This is a genomic window from Sabulicella flocculans (assembly GCF_045449635.1).
GTDB lineage: Bacteria > Pseudomonadota > Alphaproteobacteria > Acetobacterales > Acetobacteraceae > Roseococcus.
Window position 1 is genome coordinate 119565 of the sequence record NZ_JBJJBR010000006.1, and the last position, 18454, is coordinate 138018.

Genomic DNA, 18454 nt, shown 5'->3' on the forward strand with positions numbered 1-18454 from the left:
CAAGCGGGGGCGGGGGAAAGGAAGCCGCTGCGCCGCCGCCGGCGTTGGTGCTAGCGTGCCTCCCATGACCGAGACGCCGCGCATCATCCTGGACCCCGCCATCCTCGCTGGCCAGCCGGTGATCGAGGGCACGCGGCTGGCGGTGCCCTTCGTGCTGGGGCTGATGGCGCAAGGCTGGACGGCGCGGGACTTCGCCGAGAACTACCCAGGCGTGACGGAGGCTCACCTGCGGGCCTGCCTGGCCTATGCGCGCGACGCGCTGGCGGGCGAGAAGGTCTTTCCCTCCGCCGCATGAGCCTGCGCCTGCTGTGCGACGAGAACGTGCCGCGCCGGATGGTCGAGGCGCTGCGGCAGGCGGGCCATGACGCCGCCTGGGTGGCCGAGGTCGCCCGCGGGGCGCCTGACCGGGAAGTGCTGGCCCGGGCCGTCGCAGAGGGGCGGGTCCTCCTCACCTTCGACACCGACTTCGGTGCGCTGGCGGCGCAAGGGCAGGCGGCGGGGGTGATCCTGCTGCGGTTCCGGCAGCGCCCGCTGGCGGAATGGGCGACGCACCTGCTCGCCCATCTCCGCCAGCGCGGCGGCTGGGCCGGCCATTTCTCCGTACTGGAGGATGACCGGCTCCGGATGCGGCCGCTGCCCCCTACTCCGCCGCCTGCATGAGCTGCCGCTCGGCGTATTCCTCCAGCGGGGCGCAGGTGCAGACCAGATTGCGGTCGCCATGCACGTTGTCCACCCGCTTCACCGGCGGCCAGAACTTGTGCGCGCGCACCCAGGGCAGCGGGAAGGCGGCCTGCTGGCGGCTGTAGGGGTGGGTCCAGGCGTCGCCCGTCACCTCCGCCGCCGTGTGCGGGGCGTTCTTCAGCACGTTGTCCGCCTTGTCCGCCCGGCCCTGCTCGACGGCGCGGATCTCGCCGCGGATGGCGATCATCGCCTCGGCGAAGCGGTCCAGCTCGGCCTGGGTCTCGCTTTCCGTGGGCTCCACCATCAGCGTGCCGTTGACCGGCCAGGACATGGTGGGGGCGTGGAAGCCGTAATCCTGCAGGCGCTTGGCGATGTCCTCCACCAGCACGCCGCCACCCTGGCCGAAGCCGCGGCAGTCCAGGATGCACTCATGCGCCACCATGCCCTTGGCGCCGCGGTAGAGGATGGGGAAATGCGGCGCCAGCCGGGCGGCCAGGTAGTTGGCGTTCAGGATGGCCACCTGCGTCGCCCGCGTCAGCCCCTCGGCGCCCATCATGCGGATATAGGCGTAGGAGATGGGCAGGATGCAGGCCGAGCCGAAGGGCGCGGCGGAGACGGGGCCGAAGCCCGTCGCCGGCCCCGCCTCGGCCACCAGCGGGTGGTTGGGCAGGTGCGGCGCCAGGTGCGCGGCGACGCCGATGGGGCCGACCCCCGGCCCGCCGCCGCCATGGGGGATGCAGAAGGTCTTGTGCAGGTTCAGGTGGCACACGTCCGCGCCGATGGCGGCCGGGCTGGTGAGGCCGACCTGCGCGTTCATGTTGGCGCCGTCCATGTAGACCTGCCCGCCCTGGGCATGGACGATGGCGCAGATCTCGCGGATCGCCTCCTCGTACACGCCGTGGGTGGAGGGGTAGGTCACCATCAGCGCCGCCAGCCGGTCCTTGTGCTGCTCGGCCTTGGCGCGCAGGTCGTCGAGGTCCACGTTGCCGTCGCGGTCGCAGGCCGTGACCACCACCTTCATGCCGGCCATCACGGCGGAAGCCGGGTTGGTGCCGTGGGCGGAGGACGGGATCAGGCAGATGTCGCGGTGGCCCTCGCCATTGGCGCGGTGGAAGGCGCGGATGGCCAGCAGCCCGGCATACTCGCCCTGCGACCCCGCATTGGGCTGCAAGGACACCGCCGCGAAGCCGGTGACGGCGCAGAGCCAGCCTTCCAGCGTGCGGATCATCTCCAGGTAGCCCTGCGCCTGCTCCACCGGCGCGAAGGGGTGGATGTCGGCGAAGCCCGCGAAGGTGATGGGCATCATCTCGGCGGTGGCGTTCAGCTTCATGGTGCAGGAGCCGAGCGGGATCATGGAGCGGTTCAGCGCCACGTCCTTGTCCTCCAGCCGCTTCATGTAGCGCAGCATGGAGTGCTCGGCGTGGTGGCTGTTGAACACCTCGGCCGTGCAGAAGGGGGTGGTGCGGGCCAGCGCATCGGGCAGGCCGCCCTTCGGCGCGGCGACGGCGCCGCCCAGCAGGCGCGCCAGGGTGGCGAGCTCATCGCCCGTCACCGTCTCGTCCAGCGCCACGGCCACGGCGCCGTCCAGGCGGCGCAGGTTGAAGCCGGCGTCCAGCGCGGCGGCCATCACGGCGTCGGTCTCGGCGCCGGTTTCCAGCACCACCGTGTCGAAGAAGGCGGCGTGGCGCAGCCCGAAGCGCGAGGCGCCGGCCAGCAGCCGCGCGCCCAGGTTCACGCGGCGCGCGATGCGGCGCAGCCCCTCGGGGCCGTGCCAGACGGCGTACATGCCGGCCATCACCGCCAGCAGCACCTGGGCGGTGCAGATGTTGCTGGTCGCCTTCTCGCGCCGGATGTGCTGCTCGCGCGTCTGCAAGGCCAAGCGCATGGCCGGCGCGCCCTGCGCGTCCACGCTCACGCCGACCAGCCGGCCGGGCAGGGAGCGCTTCAGCGCGTCCTTCACCGCGATGAAGCCGGCATGCGGCCCGCCATAGCCCAGCGGCACGCCGAAGCGCTGCGAGGTGCCGACGACGATGTCGGCGCCCATCTCGCCCGGCGGCGTCACCAGGGTCAGCGCCAGCAGGTCGGCGGCGACGATGGCCAGCGCGCCGGCGGCGTGGGCGGCGGCGATCTCGGGTGCGATGTCGCGCAGCGCGCCTTCCGTGCCGGGATATTGCGTCAGCACGGCGAAGGGCGTCTCGGCGGCGATGGCGGCGGTCAGGGCGGCCGCGGGCGCGACGACGACGCGGATGCCCACCGGCTCGGCGCGCACGCGCACCACGGCGAGCGTCTGCGGGTGCAGGTCATCGGCGACCACCAGCACGTCGGACTTCGCCTTGTGCTGGGCATGCGCCAGCGTCACGGCTTCCGCCGCCGCCGTCGCCTCGTCCAGCAGGGAGGCGCCGGCCACGGGCAGGCCCGTCAGGTCGGTGATCATGGTCTGGAAGTTGACCAGGGCTTCCAGCCGGCCCTGGGCGATCTCCGCCTGGTAGGGCGTGTAGGCGGTGTACCAGCCCGGATTCTCCAGGATGTTGCGCAGGATCACCGGGGGCGTGCGGGTGCCGTGGTAGCCCAGGCCGATGAGGGAGCGCTTCACCTGGTTGGCCTCGGCCAGCGCGCGCAGCTCGGCGAGGGCCCCGGCCTCGTTCACCGGCGGCGGCAGGGCGGAGAGGTCCACGCCGCGGATGCCGGCGGGCACGGTGCGGGCGACCAACGCCTCCAGGCTCTCGGCGCCCACCGCTTGCAGCATCGCCGAAACCTCGGCCTCATTGGGGCCGATGTGGCGGCGGATGAACTCGCCCTGGTCCTCCAGCGCGGCGAAGTCGGCGGCGCTCACGAGGCGCTCTCCACGTGGCGGGCGTAGGCGTCGGCGTCCATCAGGTCCTCCGGCAGGGCGCCGCTGGGGGCGATGCGGAAGAACCAGCCATCGGCGGTGGGGGACTGGTTGATCAGCGCCGGGTCGTCCACCAGCGCCGCGTTCACCTCGACGATCTTGCCGGAGATGGGGGCGTAGACGTCGCTGGCGGCCTTCACGCTCTCGACCACGGCGATGGCCTCGCCGGCCTCGACCACGCGGCCGGGCTCGGGCAGGTCCACGAAGACCACGTCGCCCAGGGCGTTCTGCGCGTGGTCGGTGATGCCCACGGTCCAGGCCTCGCCATCCTGGCGCAGCCACTCGTGGTCCTTGGTGAAGTGGGTGGTCGTCATGGCGGCGATCCTTCTCAGCGGGCGTAGCGGTGCGGGGTGAAGGGGAGGGGGGCGACGCGGGCGGGCAGCGGCTTGCCGCGCACCTCCAGGGTGAGTTCCGTGCCGTCCGCGGCCAGGGCGCGCGGCACGTAGCCCATGGCGACCGGCCCGCCCACCGAGGGGCCGAAGCCGCCGGAGGTGACGGTGCCGCCGCCCCCCACAGGGGTGCCGCCGCGCGCCGGCTGGCGGCCTTCGGGGCGGATGCCGACGCGGACCCGCGCCGGGCCGTGGTCCAGCGCCGCGCGCACGGCCTCGGCGCCCACGAAGTCCCACGCCAGCTTGCGGCGCTTGCCGATGGACCAGGTGAGCGCGGCCTCGACTGGATTGGTCGTCTCGTCCAGGTCGTTGCCGTAGAGGCAGAGCCCGGCCTCCAGCCGCAGCGAATCGCGCGCGCCCAGCCCGGCGGGCTGCACGCCTTCCAGGGAGAGCAGGTGGCGGGCCAGCCGCTCCGCGTGTTCCGCGGCGACGGAGATTTCCAGCCCGTCCTCGCCGGTGTAGCCGGAGCGCGAGGCGATGACCGGGATGCCGGCGATCTCCATGGCCTGGATGCCCATGAAGGACATGGCGGTGGGCAGCAGCGCCGCCACCGCCGGGCCTTGCAGCGCCAGCAGCGCGCGGTCGGGCAGGGGGCGCAGGGTGACGCCCGCGGGCAGCACCGATTCGATCAGCGGCAGGTCCACCTGCTTGCGCGAGGCATTGACCACCAGGAACAGCCGGTCGCCCAGGTTGGCCACCATGAAGTCGTCCACGATGCCGCCCGCTTCGTTCAGCAGCAGGCCGTAGCGCTGGCGGCCGGGCTTGAGGCCCTGGACATCGGCGGGCGTCAGCCGCTCCAGCGCCGCGGCGGCGCCTTCGCCGTGCAGCTCCGCCTGGCCCATGTGCGAGACGTCGAACAGCGCGGCGGCGGCGCGGCAATGCAGGTGCTCGCCCATGATGCCCAGCGGGTACTGCACGGGCATGCTGTAGCCGGCGAAGGGGACTATGCGGCCGCCCAGCTCGCGGTGCAGGCTGCCCAGGGGTGTCTCAAGCAGGTCGTCGGCCACGCGCCCTCCCGGCCGCGCGGGGCGGCGGTTGCAGTCGTGGCCCCCCTCTGTCCATGGACCTGAGAGATTCAGTTCCCGGCCGGGAACCTTACTCCGTCGGTGCCGGGTTTCCCCGGGCTTTCCAGAGTGCCCAAGCCCCGCGCGGCCCTTCTGCCTGAGCGTTTCCGGGGGCCGGTTGCGCCTTCGGCGGCCCCGGCTGGCGGGGCTCTCTCCCGCGCGGGATTGCGGGCGGGGTGGAGATGCCCGTTCGGCGTGACGGATGCAAGGCGTTTCCGGGGCGGATTCAGCGCCCGGCGCCGGCGCCTGCCCGCTTGCGCAGCACTAGGGTCGCCCAGGGGGCAAGGTCGATGCGGCGTTCCAGCACCAGCCCGTGCCGACGGTGGGCGGCCAGCACCATGGGCACCTGCGCCCCCAGCAGCCCGGCCAGGATGGCGGTGCCGCCCGGCGCCAGGTGGGTGGCCAGCGCGCGCGACATCGCGCACAGCGGCCGGGCCAGGATGTTGGCGAACACCAGGTCATAGGGCGCCGGGCGGCGCACCGCGGCGGCCTTCCAGCCATCGGCCAGGATGGCGCGCACCTGCCCGCGCAGCCCGTTCATCACCGCGTTGTCGGCGGCCACGCGCACCGACCAGGGCTCGATGTCGGTGGCCAGCACCCGGCAGCCCCACAGCTTCGCCGCCGCCATCGCCAGGATGCCGCTGCCCGCGCCCAGGTCCAGCACGCGGGCGTGGCGGCCGCGCCGGGGCAAGGCTTCCAGCGCCATCAGGCAGCCGCGGGTGGACTGGTGCTCGCCCGAGCCGAAGGCCAGCCCGGCATCCAGCGTCAGCGCGATGCGCCCGTGCACCCGCCCCTGCGGCGCATGGGTGGGGCGGACCAGGAAGCGCCCGCCGACCGGCATGACCGGGAAGGCCTCCACCGTGCGGGCCAGCCAGCCATCGGCCTCGGTGGCGTGGTGCTCCGCCGTGGCCTCGTGCCCGGTCAGCCCGGCGGCGAGGGCGAGGGCGGATGCCAGCGCGGCGGGGTCGGCGGTGGCCTCGCGCACCGCCTCGATGCGCCAGGTGTCGGTCGGCTCGTCGCGGAACAGCGCCACGGTGAGGCAGACCGGCAGCAGCGCGCCCTCGTAGATCGGCACGGCGTCCTCGGGCAGCCCGTCGAGGACCAGGGTTTCCAGGGGCTGGACGTGACGCCGCATCACTGAACCTTCTCCACGAAGCCGGCCATGACGCGCTTGTCGCCCGCCTTCTCGAACGCGATGTCCAGCCGGCCATCCTCCACCGCGGTGACGCGGCCATAGCCGAATTTCTGGTGGAAGACGCGGGTGCCGACGCTGAATTCCGCCTGCGGGCGCCCCTGCACCTCCCAGGCGCCGGCCTCGATCACGCGGGGCTTGCGGGTGCCCAGCAGCGGTCCGCCGCCGAACACGGAGGCGGGCGGCGCCTTGGGGCGCAGGTCGGCGCCCTCGCGCGCCACCTGCTCCTCCGGCAGCTCGTCCAGGAAGCGCGAGGGGATGGAGGAGGTCCAGTTGCCGTAGATGCGGCGGTTGGCGGCGTGGGAGATGACGCATTCCCGCCGCGCGCGGGTGATGCCCACATAGGCCAGCCGCCGCTCCTCTTCCAGCGCCTTGTTGCCGCCCTCGTCCAGGGAGCGCTGCGAGGGGAACAGCCCTTCCTCCCAGCCCGGCAGGAACACTAGGTCGAACTCCAGCCCCTTGGCGGCGTGCAGCGTCATCAGCGAGACCTTGTCGCCCTCGGCCTTGTCGTCGTTCTCCATCACCAGGGCGATGTGCTCCAGGAAGGCGGCCATGGTGGGGAAGTCGCCCATGGCGCGCAGCAGCTCCTTCAGGTTGTCCAGCCGGCCCGGCGCCTCCGGGGAGCGGTCCTGCTTCCACATCTCGGTGTAGCCGCTTTCCTCCAGCACCTGCGCGGCGACGAGGACGTGGCTCTCCTTCTCCATCGCGGCGCGCCAGCGCGCCAGCCCTTCCAGCAGCTCGCGCAGCGCCGCGCGCGGGCGGGCGCGGATGGCGTCGGAGGAGACGACGCGCAGGGCCGCCACCTGCAGCGGCATCCCTCCCTCGCGCGCGGTGACGTGCAGGGTGGACAGCGCGGAATCGCCCAGCCCGCGCTTGGGCGTGTTGACGATGCGCTCGAAGGCCAGGTCGTCGGAAGGGCTGGCGGCGGCGCGGAAATAGGCGATGGCGTCGCGGATTTCCTGCCGCTCGTAGAACTTGGCGCCGCCGAACACGCGGTAGGGCACGCCCAGGGTGATCAGGCGCTCCTCGAAGGCGCGGGTCTGGAAGCCGGCGCGCACCAGGATGGCCATCTCGGCCAGCGAGGTGCCGGCGCGCTGCGCCTGCTCGATGCGCTCGCCCACCGCGCGCGCCTCCTCCTCGCTGTCCCACAGGGACAGCACGCGCACGCGCTCGCCGGAGGCGTCGTTGCGGCCGGGGCGCAGCGTCTTGCCCAGCCGGCCCTCGTTGCGGGCGATGAGGTGCGAGGCGGCGGCCAGGATGGGCCGGGTGGAGCGGTAGTTGGATTCCAGGCGCACGATGGCGGCGCCGGGGAAGTCCTTCTCGAAGCGCAGGATGTTCTCGATCTCCGCGCCGCGCCAGGAATAGATGGAGTTGTGGGTGACGATGCCGTCGGCCACGAAGTTGTGCACGCCCTCCACGTCGAGGTCGTGGACGGTGATCGCCTCCTCCACCGGCTCAACCGCAACGATGGCGTGGTGGCGGCCATCGGCGCCGGCCATCACCATGCCGGGCCGCAGCTGCGCCGCCGGGCGCAACGTCAGCGGCTTGCCCAGCAGGTTGGCCTTGCGCACCGGCGTCACCGGCAGGTGCGGCGCCAGCCGGGCATGGATGCCCTCGGCCACCGCCATGTCCCGGAAGGCGGTCTCGAAGCGCCAGTTGCGCGGGTTGCGGGCATAGGGGCGCGGGTTCAGCCCGGCGGCCAGCAGGGCGGCGCGTCCGTCCTCGTCATTGCCGCTGACGGAGACGCGATGCATCGGCGTGGCGCCGCGCCGGTCGGCGAACAGGGTGATGGTGAGGTTGCGCCGCCGCCCGGGCGCGGATTGCGGGACGTGGTGCGGGTGCTCCGGGTCCAGGCCCAGCGCGTCCATCAGCCGGCGCGCGCCGGCCTCCGCCTCCGGCCGGGCGTGGATGCGGTCGAGGCGCGCCTGGTCGTGCACCAGCCCGTTCTCCGAGCCGCCCTTGCGCGCCACGAAGGGCAGGGTGGAGATGCCGTAGGCGAGGCTGAGCAGGTGCTCGCGCTCGCGGGCCTCGTCCTCCGTGGCGAAGGCATCCACCAGCCAGACGGCGTCGGCGTGCTCCTGCACCGCGCGGAGCTTGAAGCCCACCACCGGATGCGCCTGCCCCTTGGTGTAGACCTGCGAGGTGCCGAGGCGCCAGCCGTGCCCACGCTTGTGCATGAGGTAGGTGAAGTGCCGCTGTGGGCTGGCGCCCAGCACCACGTCGGCGAAGTGCACGTGCTCGGTCGTCGAGACCAGGGCGCGGCCATCCTCCAGCCGCACCCGCACCAGCGGGCGGTTGACCTTGCGCGCGGCGGTGCGCAGGACGCGCGCCGGTCGGAACTCGCCGGAGCCGAAGCAGGCCAGCACCTCCTCCCCGGCCCGCACCTGCTCGATCGGCCTGTCCTGCCCATCGGCCATGCGGACGGGCGTGCCGGCAGCGAGGCACTGGTCATCGTCGCCCACGCAGCAGATGTTCCTGTGCCCCTGCGCCAGCAGCCGCAGCCACATGTACTGCACCAGGTTGGTGTCCTGGTACTCGTCCACCAGGATGTAGCGGAACAGCCGGTGGTAGCGGGCCAGCACGTCCTCGTGCCCGCGCAGGATCTCCACCACGTGCAGCAGCAGGTCGCCGAAGTCGCAGGCGTTCAGGGCGCGCAGGCGTTCCTGGTAGGCGGCGTAGAGCGCCTCGGCGCGGTTGTTGGCGTAGTCGCTGGTCTCCGCCGCCGGCACCTTGCCCGGCGCGATGCCGCGGTCCTTCCAGCGCTGGATGACGGCCATCAGCCCGTTGGCCGGCCAGCGCTTCAGGTCCACCCCGGCGGCGTCCATCACCTGCTTCAGCAGCCGCGCCTGGTCGTCGGTGTCGAGGATGGTGAAGTCGTGCCGCAGGCCCGCCAGCTCGGCGTGGCGGCGCAGCATGCGCGCGGCCAGCGCGTGGAAGGTGCCCAGCCACAGCCCCTCCACCGGGCGGTCCAGCATGGCGGACAGGCGCTCGCGCATCTCGCGCGCCGCCTTGTTGGTGAAGGTCACCGCCAGCACCTGGTGCGGCTGCGCGCGGCCCGACAGCAGGATGTGCGCGAAGCGGGTGGTCAGCACGCGCGTCTTGCCGGTGCCGGCGCCGGCCAGCACCAGCAGCGGGCCTTCCGTGGCCTCCACCGCCGCGCGCTGCTCGGGGTTCAGGCGGGCGAGGTAGTCGGGGGGGCTTGCGGTCACGCGCGCGCCTATAGAACATCCGGCAAACATCGCCAAACGGGACCTGTCTTGCGCCGCTTCCTGGAATGGTCCGCCCACCGCGGCGCCGCGCTGCTGGCCGGCGGCATCTTCGTCGGCCTGTTCGTGCCGCCACTGGCCTCGGCGATGCGCGACGTCGTCACCCCCGTGGTGTTCTGCCTGATGACGCTGGTGCTGCTGCGGGTGGACCCGGCGCAGGTGCTGGCCTGGCTGCGCCGGCCGGTGCTGGTGGGGCTGCTGCTGCTGTGGCTGCTGGCGGCCTGCCCGGTGCTGGCCTGGGCCGCCTGCGCCGCGCTGGGCTTCGAGGGGCCGCTGGCCGCCGCGCTGGTCATCATGGCCACCGGCTGCGCCGCCACCTCCTCGCCGGCCTTCGCGCGGCTGGTGGGGCTGGATGGCGAGATCTCCCTGGTCGCGGCCGTGCTGTCCACCCTGCTGGTGCCCTTCACCGCGCCGCCGCTGGCGCTGGGGCTGATGGGCATCGACCTCGCCATCTCGCTGCCCGGGCTGATGCTGCGGCTGGCGCTGCTGGTGGGGCTGCCGCTGCTGCTGTCCATCGGCATCCGCCGGGTGGTGGCGCCGGCTGCCCTGGCGCGCTGGGGCCGCGCGGTGGACGGCGCGGTGGTGCTGCTGGTGGTGCTCTACGGCTTCGGGGTGATGGACGGCATCCTGGCGCGGATGCTGGAGCAGCCGGGCTTCGTGCTGGGCGGCATCGCGCTGGCCTTCGCCGGCGCCTTCGCGCTGAACCTCGCCACCGCCCTGGCCTTCGCGCCGTTCGGCGGGCGGGTGGCGCTGTCGGCCGGGCTGCTGTCGGGCAACCGCAACATGGCGCTCTACCTCGCGGTGCTGCCGGCCGCCACCGACGCCAGCATCCTGATGTTCTTCGCCCTGTGCCAGTTCCCCCTGTTCCTCAGCCCCTTCCTGCTGCGGCCGGCCTATGCCCGGCTGCGGCCTCAGGCGGCGGGCTGAGGGGCGGGCTGCGGCCGGGCGCCCAGGATGTGGGCGATGGCGTAGGTGAGGTCGGCGCGGTTGAGCGTGTAGAAGTGGAATTCGTCCACCCCGTTGGCCTGCAGGATGCGCACCTGCTCCGCCGCCACCGTCGCCGCCACCAGCTGGCGCGTCGCCGGGTCCTCGTCCAGGCCCTCGAACAGCGCCTCCATCCAGCCGGGCACGGAGGCGCCGCACATGGCCGAGAAGCGCTTGACGCCCGCGATGCTGGTGACGGGCATGATGCCGGGCACGATGGGCACGGTGATGCCCGCGGCCAGGCAGCGGTCCAGGAAGCGCAGGTAGACGTCGGTGTCGAAGAAGTACTGGGTGATGGCGCGGTTGGCGCCGGCATCCAGCTTGCGCTTCAGGAAGTCCAGGTCGGCATCCGCGCTCATCGCCGCCGGGTGCGCCTCGGGATAGGCGCCGACGCTGATGTCGAAGTCGCCCACGGCGCGCAGGCCGCGCACCAGGTCCTCCGCCTGGGCGTAGCCGCCCGGATGTGGCTCGTAGCGCGCGGCGCCGGCCGGCGGGTCCCCGCGCAGGGCCACGATGTGGCGCACCCCGGCCTGCAGGTAGGCGCGGGCCACCTCGTCCACCTCCTCGCGCGTCGCGCCGACGCAGGTCAGGTGCGCGGCGGGGGTCAGCGCCGTTTCCTGCACGATGCGCGCCACCGTGTCGTGCGTGCGCGCGCGGGTGGAGCCGCCGGCGCCGTAGGTGACGGACACGAAGCGCGGCCCCAGCGGCTCCAGCCGGCGGATGGCGGCCCACAGCTCGCCCTCCATGCGCTCGTTCTTGGGCGGGAAGAACTCGAAGCTCAGCTTCGGCACCGGCAGGGCGGCAGGTGCCGGCAGGGTGCCGATGCGCGGCCCCGTCAGCCAGCGTTCCAGGGTGTTGGGCACGGTGTCCATGCCCCCCCGAATGGCCCCGCCGCAAGGTCCGTGCAAGGGGGGATTTGCGCCTCCGGCCCCCCCCGGGGTAAACCAACGGGCAGTTTCCCCGCTTGTGACGGGGAGGCGGGCCGATGCGCGGCCCGGCCCGCAGCCCAGGTGACCCATCCGCGATGCGCCGTCCGCTCCTCCTCCTCGCCGCCCTCCTGCCGCTCGCCGTCGGTGCCTGCGCCACCCGGCCCCCGGCCACCGAGCCGGAGGCGCTGGAGGAGTTCCTGGCCACCAACGACCCCATCGAGCCCTTCAACCGCGCCATGTACGCGGTGAACGGGGTGGTGGACGGCTACGCCCTGCGCCCGGCCGCCGTGGCCTACCGCGCCGTGGTGCCGCCGCCGGTGCGCACCGGCATCCGCAACGCCCTGGGCAACCTGCGCGCGCCGACCATCCTGATGAACGACGTGCTGCAGGCCCAGCCGGAGCGCGCGCTGCGCACCGCCGTGCGCTTCCTCATCAACTCCACGCTGGGCATCGGCGGGCTGGTGGACGTGGCGGAGTGGCAGTTCGGCCTGCCCGGCCATGCGGAGGATTTCGGCCAGACCCTCGCCGTCTGGGGCGTGGGCGAGGGGCCCTACCTGTTCCTGCCGGTCATCGGCCCCTCCAGCCCGCGCGACCTGGTGGGCACGGCGGTGGACGCCGCCGCCTCCCCCTGGACCTGGGTGGGCCAGGGCCCGACGGTGGAGGCGCTGCGCTGGACGCGCTTCGGCCTCACCATCCTCGACGCGCGCGAGGGCGCGCTGGACACGCTGGACGACATCGCCCGCACCTCGCTCGACCCCTATGCCACGCTGCGCTCAGGCTATCGCCAGCAGCGCGCGGCGCAGATCGCCAACCGCGGCGAGCGCCAGCCCCAGGCCACCATCGGCGGCACCGGGCTGGGCATGGGCCCCGCCCTCGACTCGACCCCGCGCGACCCCGCGCCGCGCTGATCACCCCGAAGGACTCCGCACGTGACCACCCGCCGCCTGCTGCTGGCTGCCCTGCCTGCCCTCGCCCTGTCCCGCCCTGCCCTGGCGCAGATGGATCCCGGCCGCGCCGCCGCCTTCATCCAGGCCACCGGCGAGGACCTGGTGCGCGTCATCAACTCGCCCGCGCCGGTGGAGCAGCGCCGCCAGCAGGTGGCCACCATCCTGCGCCGCGCCGTGGACATCGAGGGCACCGGCCGCTTCATCCTCGGCCGCTGGTGGCGCCAGGCCAGCCCGGCCGAGCAGGGCGAGTACCTGCGCCTGTTCGAGGAGGTGCTGATCCGCAACCTCGCCTCGCGCTTCGGGGAGTTCCAGGGCGTCACCTTCGCCCTCGGCCGCTCGCAGCAGCGCACGGAGGATGACGCGCTGGTGACCACCATCGTCCAGCGGCCCGGCACCGCCGCCTTCAACCTGGACTGGCGGGTGGCCGACGTGAACGGCCAGCCGCGCATCGTGGACCTGGTGGCGGAGGGCGCCTCGCTGCGCCTCACCCAGCGCTCGGAGTACTCCTCCGTCATCCAGCGCGGCGGCAACCAGGTGGCCGCGCTGCTGGCGGCCATGCGCCAGCAGATCGCCCAGCTGCGCTGAGCGGACGCGGCGCGGGGGCCGCCCCGCGCCGGAGGCCGGAAGCGTCACACGCTCAGGCGCCATCCCCCGGCGCGCGACGGCGCCGCGGCAACGGGCGCCTCAGCGCGCCGGGCCGGCGCCGCTGCTCTGGCCGCTGGAGGCCGGGGTGGCGCCGCCGCTGGCCGGGCCCGGGCCGGCCGGCTGCGTCGCCGTGCCGGCCGGGCCGGTCGGCTGCACGCCGCCGCCGGCGCTGCCCGCCGCCGGCTGCGCCCCGCCCGCCGAGGAGGTGCCGGTGGAGGCGAGCACGCCGCCCGCCGCCTCCTGGCCCGGCGCGACGGGCTGCGCCGCCGCCACCGCGATGCTGGACAGGGCCGCCAGGGCGGCGGCCGCGAATGCCTTGCGCATGGGGAACTCCTTGCTCATCCCGCTCCAACGCGCCGGGCGGGCGCGCGGCGGCATGGTCGGGGGTCGCGGCGGCGGGCACGAAAAAAGGGGCGCCTCGCGGCGCCCCTTCCGGTTTCGCCGGCCTGCGCGCTCAGCGCGCCGGCTTGTAGGCCGCGGCGGAGGCCGAGCCGTCGGCGTTCTCCGCGAAGATGTCGCGGTCCTTGGTCTCGGGCACCATGAAGGTGCCGATCACCACGGTCGCCAGGGCGATGACGATCGGGTACCACAGGCCGAAGTAAACGTCGCCGGTCTGCGCGATCATCGCGAAGGCGGTGGCCGGCATCAGCCCGCCGAACCATCCGTTGCCGATGTGGTAGGGCAGCGACATCGAGGTGTAGCGGATCCGCGTCGGGAACAGCTCCACCAGCGCCGCGGCGATCGGGCCGTAGACCATGGTCACGTAGATCACCAGCAGGGTCAGGATGCCGATCAGCACCGCCGGCTGCTCGCGGAACAGGTCGAAGGGCCCGCTCATCCGCACCACGGAGGGGTTGTTGGCCGCTGGGTAGCCCGCCGCGGTGATGGCCGCGCCGAGCTGCTGCGCGAACTGCGCGTTGCCCGCCACCTCGATCGGCGCGCCGCCGGCGATCACCACGCCCGCGCCCTGCCGGCCCGGCTGGTTCTCCACCCGGTAGTTGACCGACAGGCGCGCCAGCGCCGCCTTGGCCACGTCGCAAGGCTGGGTGAAGCGCGCCGTGCCGGTCGGGTTGAACTGGAAGGAGCAGGTGGACTGGTCCACCACCACTTGCACCGGGATGTTCTGGTGCGCCTGGTGCAGGGCCGGGTTGGCCTCCGCGCTCATCAGCTTGAACAGCGGGAAGTAGGTGAGCGCGGCGATCAGGCAGCCGCCCAGGATGATCGGCTTGCGGCCGACCTTGTCCGACAGCCAGCCGAACAGCACGAAGCCGCCCGAACCAAGCAGCAGCGACCAGGCGATCAGCATGTTGGTGGTGAAGCCGTCCACCTTGAGCACGGAGCCCAGGAAGAACAGCGCGTAGAACTGCCCGGTGTACCAGACCACCGCCTGCCCCATGACGAGGCCCAGCAGCGCGAACAGCGCGATCTTGGCGTTCTTCCACTGGCCGAAGGCCTCGCCCAGCGGCGCCTTGGACTGCTTGCCCTCCTCCTTCATCTTCTTGAAGGCCGGGCTCTCGTTCATCTGGGAGCGGATGTAGACCGAGATCGCCAGCAGGAAGACCGACAGCAGGAACGGCACGCGCCAGCCCCAGTCGAGGAAGGCCGTCTCGCCCACGATGGAGCGCGTCGCCAGGATCACCAGCAGGGACAGGAACAGCCCCGCCGTCGCCGTGATCTGGATGAAGGAGGTGTAGAAGCCGCGCCGGCCATTGGGCGCGTGCTCGGCCACGTAGGTGGCAGCGCCGCCATACTCGCCGCCCAGCGCCAGGCCCTGGAGGCAGCGCAGGATGATGAGGATGATGGCCGAGGCGATGCCCCAGCTCTCCGAGCCGGGCAGGATGCCCACCAGGAAGGTGGAGGCGCCCATGATCACGATGGTGACGAGGAAGGTGTACTTGCGCCCCACCAAGTCGCCCAGGCGGCCGAACACCAGCGCGCCGAAGGGCCGCACCAGGAAGCCGGCGGCGAAGGCCAGCAGCGCGAAGATGTTGCGCGTCGTCTCGTCGAACATGGAGAAGAACTTCAGCCCGATGATCGCGGCCAGCGACCCGTAGAGGTAGAAGTCGTACCACTCGAACACCGTGCCCAGCGAGGAGGCGACGATGACCTTCCTCTCCTCCGCGGTCATCGGCCCTGCGGCCCTTGCGTTTGCCATCTTTCTTGTCTTCCCCCTCGAAGCCTTCCGGGTCCCGGGGTGATGCCCGGGCCTCTCCACTTTTTCAGCGGCCCCCGCCGGGCAAGCAACTTAAGGTGAGGTGACCTTTCCTCCATCTGCCGCGGCGCCCCGTTCATCGGGAAACGCGATGGCCGCGGCCAGCGCCGCCACGTCGAAGCGGCGCTCGAACTCCTGTTCGGAGGAGACGAGGTGGAAGCGCAGCGCCCCGCGGATGGCCGGGGATTCGTCGCGCCGCTGCTCCGGGTGGACCGGCAGGGTGGCGAACAGCACCGGCTCCGCCAGCATGGGCCGCGAGGAGGAGGGGCGCGGCGGCGCCGCCTGCGCCGCGGCCAGGTGGTGGGGCAGGGCGCGCAGCGCGTCCTCCAGCGCCGCGCGCTCCGCCTCCGGCGCCGGCTCCTCGCGCAGGGCGGCGGCGTGCGCGGCCGCCAGCCCGGCGGCCAGCGCCGCCTCGCGGCCCGGGGCGTGGGGGCGCAGGGCCGCTTCCAGCACCAGCGCCAGGTCCGCCGCCGCGGCCAGGAAGACCTGCCAGCGGCAGTGCTCCAGCGCCGCCTGGAAGTCGCGGTCGGCGAAGTGCCGGCGCTCGTTGCGGCCCGCCTTCACCCGGCAGTAGTCCAGCACCGTCTTCTGCGCGACGAAGGCCGCCTGCCGGTGCAGGAAGCCCGGCAACTCCGCCAGCCCGGCGCGCCGGCGCGGCCGGAACAACCCTTTCAAGTCCATCCGTTCCCCCGTGGCGCGGTCCGGTGACTTGGCCCGCAGTTCCTCGTTGCAGCAAGCCTCGCTTTGTGACACAGGCGTAAGGTGCCGGGCCATATGCCCACGTCCAAATGACATTCCCCTGTTGCCGGGTCGGAGAATCCGGGGCGGGGGAGGAAGCCGAAGGAGGAAAACGTCTTGCCCCTCGCTGAACCGGGCGCGGCGCCGCCCGCCGCCGCCCCGCCGGCCATCGAGCCGGCCGTGGCCCGCGCCTACTGGAGGAAGACCTCCGCCCTGATGTGGACCGTGCTGGCCATCTGGTTCGTCGCCAGCTTCGTCGTGCATGTCTTCGCGCCCTCGCTCAACGCCGTGCGGGTGCTCGGCTTCCCGCTGGGCTTCTACATGGCGGCCCAGGGCTCCCTCGTCGTGTTCGTGGTCGGGCTGTGGTGGTTCGCCCGTCGCCAGAACCAGATCGACGAGGAGTTCGGCGTGCAGGAGGACGCGTAGCCATGTCCGCCAGCACCGGGGGCAAGGACCCCTTCATCTCCAACCTGAACAAGATCTACGCGGGCTACACCGGCGGCTTCCTGGCCTTCGTGGTGATCCTGGGCATCCTCGAGCAGATGGGCGTGCCCGACCGCATCATCGGCTACCTGTTCGTGTTCCTCACCATCGGCGTCTACGCCTACATCGGCATCATCAGCCGCACGGCGCAGGTGAGCGAGTACTACGTCGCCGGCCGCAAGGTGCCCGCCATCTACAACGGCATGGCCACCGGCTCGGACTGGATGTCCGCGGCCTCCTTCATCGGCATGGCCGGCAGCCTCTACGCGCTGGGCTATGGCGGGCTGGCCTTCATCCTGGGCTGGACCGGCGGCTACATGCTGGTGGCCATCCTGCTGGCGCCCTACCTGCGCAAGTTCGGCCAGTACACCGTGCCGGACTTCCTGGGCGCGCGCTTCGGCGGCAACCTCGCGCGGTCGCTGGGCGTGGTGGTCCTCATCACCGCCTCCTTCGTCTACGTGGTGGCGCAGATCGTGGGCGTGGGCATCATCACCCAGCGCTTCCTCGACGTCTCCTTCGGCGTGGCGGTGTTCGTGGGCCTCGCCGGCATCCTGGTCTGCTCCATGCTGGGCGGCATGCGCGCGGTGACCTGGACGCAGGTGGCGCAGTACATCATCCTCATCATCGCCTACCTCATCCCCGCGATCCTGATGTCCATGAAGGTCACGGGCGTGCCGGTGCCGCAGCTGATGTACGGCTTCGCGCTGGAGCGCATCGCCGGGCTGGAGGACGCCTTCCGCGCCGCCGGCCAGTCGCCGCCGCCCGGCGTCACCGGCTGGCACTCGGCGCCCTTCGTCGGCGCCAACGGCCAGTTCTCCATGCCCGCCGCGGTCAACTTCTTCGCGCTGACCTTCTGCCTGATGGTGGGCACCGCGGCGCTGCCGCACATCCTGATGCGCTACTTCACCACGCCCAGCGTGCGCGAGGCCCGCGCCTCCGTCGCCTGGTCGCTGTTCTTCATCTTCCTGCTGTACTTCACCGCGCCGGCCTACGCCGCCTTCGGCAAGCTGGAGATCTACCAGAACTTCATCAACCAGCCGATCGCCTCGCTGCCCGAATGGGTGCGCAACTGGCAGATCGTCTCGCCCTATGGCGTGCCCTGGATCAACATCGTGGACGGCAACGGCGACGGCATCCTGCAGTGGAGCGAGTTCCGCATCCACCCGGACGTCGTGGTGCTGGCCACGCCCGAGATCGCGGGCATGCCCTACGTCATCGCCGGCATGGTGGCCGCGGGCGGGCTGGCGGCGGCGCTGTCCACCGCCGACGGCCTGCTGCTGGCACTGGCCAACGCGCTGAGCCACGACGTGTACTACAAGATGATCAACCGCAACGCGCCGACGGCCCAGCGCCTGATCGTCGCCCGCGTGCTGCTCATCCTCGTCGCGCTGGCCGCGGCCTGGACGGCGGGCAACGCCGGGGCGGACATCCTGTTCCTGGTCGCCTGGGCCTTCTCCATCGCCGCCGCGGGGCTGTTCGCCGCGCTGGTGATGGGGGTGTGGTGGAAGAAGACCACCAACGCCGCCGCCTGCTGGGGCATGGTGGTGGGCTACGTCGTCACCTTCGGCTACCTGATGTGGACGGAATTCTACGGCCTGTCCTTCGTGGAGCTGTTCGGCACGCGCGACGCCATCCTGCGCGCCGCCCAGGCCACGGTGGCGCTGCCCCAGGCGACCGCCGAGGCCAAGGCCTACGCCGCCGCGCTGGTGGCCCAGGGCGCGGCGCTGCCGGACGGCGCGCTGTCCTGGCTGGGCAGCCTGCTGTCCGGGCTGGGGATGACCACCGACCACCAGGTGCTGCGCGGCCGCGTGGTCGGGCGGCTGTGGGGCATCAACAACATCTCCGGCGGCATCTTCGGCGTGCCGCTGTCCTTCCTCACCATCTACGTCGTCTCGCACTTCACCCGGGCGCCGTCCCGGGCGATGCAGGACTTCGTGGAAAGCATCCGCATCCCCCGCGGCGGCGTGGCCCTGGCCGACGCCCGCGACGCGGTGAAGGAATAGCGGGCGCCACGGGGGCGGCCGCCCGGCCGCC

At 72.7% G+C, this 18454-nt stretch carries 16 protein-coding genes and 1 riboswitch; of the genes, 7 read left to right on the forward strand and 9 right to left on the reverse strand.

The window, feature by feature from the left end; all coding sequences use genetic code 11:
* Window positions 1-64: 64 nt before the first annotated feature.
* Together ACI6QG_RS08965 and ACI6QG_RS08970 are read left to right on the forward strand one after the other, a co-directional pair.
* Complete coding sequence (locus tag ACI6QG_RS08965) at window positions 65-295, forward strand: DUF433 domain-containing protein (RefSeq protein ID WP_407024248.1); 231 nt, start codon at window positions 65-67, stop codon at window positions 293-295.
* On the forward strand, window positions 292-660 hold the full coding sequence (locus ACI6QG_RS08970; RefSeq protein WP_407024249.1) for a DUF5615 family PIN-like protein: 369 nt from the start codon (window positions 292-294) through the stop codon (window positions 658-660). The genes ACI6QG_RS08965 and ACI6QG_RS08970 overlap by 4 nt, the downstream gene beginning before the upstream one ends.
* On the opposite strand, the gene gcvP is transcribed toward ACI6QG_RS08970, so the two are convergent.
* From gcvP to ACI6QG_RS08995, 5 genes are all read right to left on the reverse strand, one after another.
* Window positions 641-3514, reverse strand: a complete 2874-nt coding sequence (gene gcvP / locus ACI6QG_RS08975; RefSeq protein WP_407024250.1) for an aminomethyl-transferring glycine dehydrogenase — start codon at window positions 3512-3514, stop codon at window positions 641-643. The two genes, ACI6QG_RS08970 and gcvP, sit on opposite strands and share 20 nt — an antisense overlap.
* A complete protein-coding gene (gene gcvH / locus ACI6QG_RS08980; RefSeq protein WP_407024251.1) occupies window positions 3511-3885 on the reverse strand; it encodes a glycine cleavage system protein GcvH in 375 nt (124 codons plus the stop codon). The genes gcvP and gcvH overlap by 4 nt, the downstream gene beginning before the upstream one ends.
* A 14-nt stretch (window positions 3886-3899) precedes the next feature.
* The gene (gene gcvT, locus ACI6QG_RS08985) at window positions 3900-4967 is read right to left on the reverse strand and encodes a glycine cleavage system aminomethyltransferase GcvT (protein ID WP_407024252.1); all 1068 of its coding nucleotides are present in this window, start codon (window positions 4965-4967) and stop codon (window positions 3900-3902) included.
* Between the two features lie 132 nt (window positions 4968-5099).
* Window positions 5100-5192, reverse strand: a riboswitch (glycine riboswitch).
* 58 nt (window positions 5193-5250) lie between these two features.
* Complete coding sequence (locus ACI6QG_RS08990) at window positions 5251-6159, reverse strand: 50S ribosomal protein L11 methyltransferase (protein ID WP_407024253.1); 909 nt, start codon at window positions 6157-6159, stop codon at window positions 5251-5253.
* Window positions 6159-9425: a UvrD-helicase domain-containing protein gene (locus tag ACI6QG_RS08995; protein WP_407024254.1), complete on the reverse strand. Its 3267-nt coding sequence runs from the start codon at window positions 9423-9425 to the stop codon at window positions 6159-6161. The genes ACI6QG_RS08990 and ACI6QG_RS08995 overlap by 1 nt, the downstream gene beginning before the upstream one ends.
* Before the next feature lie 48 nt (window positions 9426-9473).
* Between ACI6QG_RS08995 and ACI6QG_RS09000 the strand changes: the two genes are divergently transcribed.
* Window positions 9474-10409 (forward strand): hypothetical protein, encoded by a 936-nt coding sequence (locus ACI6QG_RS09000; protein ID WP_407024255.1) that lies wholly within the window; start codon window positions 9474-9476, stop codon window positions 10407-10409.
* Here the strand turns inward: ACI6QG_RS09000 and metF are convergent.
* The gene (gene metF / locus ACI6QG_RS09005; RefSeq protein WP_407024256.1) at window positions 10394-11338 is read right to left on the reverse strand and encodes a methylenetetrahydrofolate reductase [NAD(P)H]; all 945 of its coding nucleotides are present in this window, start codon (window positions 11336-11338) and stop codon (window positions 10394-10396) included. The genes ACI6QG_RS09000 and metF overlap by 16 nt on opposite strands.
* 152 nt (window positions 11339-11490) lie before the next feature.
* Between metF and ACI6QG_RS09010 the strand changes: the two genes are divergently transcribed.
* Together ACI6QG_RS09010 and ACI6QG_RS09015 are read left to right on the forward strand one after the other, a co-directional pair.
* Complete coding sequence (locus ACI6QG_RS09010; protein WP_407024257.1) at window positions 11491-12303, forward strand: MlaA family lipoprotein; 813 nt, start codon at window positions 11491-11493, stop codon at window positions 12301-12303.
* A gap of 21 nt (window positions 12304-12324) precedes the next feature.
* Window positions 12325-12927 carry an MlaC/ttg2D family ABC transporter substrate-binding protein gene (locus ACI6QG_RS09015; RefSeq protein ID WP_407024258.1) on the forward strand — a complete coding sequence of 201 codons (603 nt, stop codon included), beginning with the start codon at window positions 12325-12327 and terminating at the stop codon, window positions 12925-12927.
* A gap of 99 nt (window positions 12928-13026) precedes the next feature.
* Here the strand turns inward: ACI6QG_RS09015 and ACI6QG_RS09020 are convergent, their stop codons facing one another.
* The 3 genes from ACI6QG_RS09020 to ACI6QG_RS09030 all read right to left on the reverse strand — a co-directional run bounded on the left by ACI6QG_RS09020 (window position 13027) and on the right by ACI6QG_RS09030 (window position 15865).
* Complete coding sequence (locus ACI6QG_RS09020; protein ID WP_407024259.1) at window positions 13027-13311, reverse strand: hypothetical protein; 285 nt, start codon at window positions 13309-13311, stop codon at window positions 13027-13029.
* A 130-nt stretch (window positions 13312-13441) separates the two neighbouring features.
* On the reverse strand, window positions 13442-15115 hold the full coding sequence (locus ACI6QG_RS09025) for an MFS transporter (RefSeq protein ID WP_407024260.1): 1674 nt from the start codon (window positions 15113-15115) through the stop codon (window positions 13442-13444).
* Between the two features lie 117 nt (window positions 15116-15232).
* Entirely contained in the window at window positions 15233-15865 is a 633-nt protein-coding gene (locus ACI6QG_RS09030) for a hypothetical protein (protein WP_407024261.1), read from the reverse strand.
* Window positions 15866-16054: 189 nt separating this feature from the next.
* Between ACI6QG_RS09030 and ACI6QG_RS09035 the strand changes: the two genes are divergently transcribed.
* Both ACI6QG_RS09035 and ACI6QG_RS09040 read left to right on the forward strand, forming a co-directional pair.
* On the forward strand, window positions 16055-16363 hold the full coding sequence (locus tag ACI6QG_RS09035; protein ID WP_407024262.1) for a DUF4212 domain-containing protein: 309 nt from the start codon (window positions 16055-16057) through the stop codon (window positions 16361-16363).
* A 2-nt stretch (window positions 16364-16365) separates the two neighbouring features.
* Complete coding sequence (locus ACI6QG_RS09040; protein WP_407024263.1) at window positions 16366-18423, forward strand: sodium:solute symporter family protein; 2058 nt, start codon at window positions 16366-16368, stop codon at window positions 18421-18423.
* Window positions 18424-18454: the final 31 nt, after the last annotated feature.

What these genes read in the sequence shown, in the direction of transcription:
- ACI6QG_RS08965 (WP_407024248.1), top strand. Translation starts at nt 65, where the DNA reads ATGACCGAGACGCCGCGCATCATCCTGGACCCCGCCATCCTCGCTGGC.
- ACI6QG_RS08970 (WP_407024249.1), top strand. Translation starts at nt 292, where the DNA reads ATGAGCCTGCGCCTGCTGTGCGACGAGAACGTGCCGCGCCGGATGGTC.
- gcvH (WP_407024251.1), bottom strand. Translation starts at nt 3,885, where the DNA reads ATGACGACCACCCACTTCACCAAGGACCACGAGTGGCTGCGCCAGGAT.
- ACI6QG_RS08990 (WP_407024253.1), bottom strand. Translation starts at nt 6,159, where the DNA reads ATGCGGCGTCACGTCCAGCCCCTGGAAACCCTGGTCCTCGACGGGCTG.
- metF (WP_407024256.1), bottom strand. Translation starts at nt 11,338, where the DNA reads ATGGACACCGTGCCCAACACCCTGGAACGCTGGCTGACGGGGCCGCGC.
- ACI6QG_RS09010 (WP_407024257.1), top strand. Translation starts at nt 11,491, where the DNA reads ATGCGCCGTCCGCTCCTCCTCCTCGCCGCCCTCCTGCCGCTCGCCGTC.
- ACI6QG_RS09020 (WP_407024259.1), bottom strand. Translation starts at nt 13,311, where the DNA reads ATGCGCAAGGCATTCGCGGCCGCCGCCCTGGCGGCCCTGTCCAGCATC.
- ACI6QG_RS09025 (WP_407024260.1), bottom strand. Translation starts at nt 15,115, where the DNA reads ATGACCGCGGAGGAGAGGAAGGTCATCGTCGCCTCCTCGCTGGGCACG.
- ACI6QG_RS09040 (WP_407024263.1), top strand. Translation starts at nt 16,366, where the DNA reads ATGTCCGCCAGCACCGGGGGCAAGGACCCCTTCATCTCCAACCTGAAC.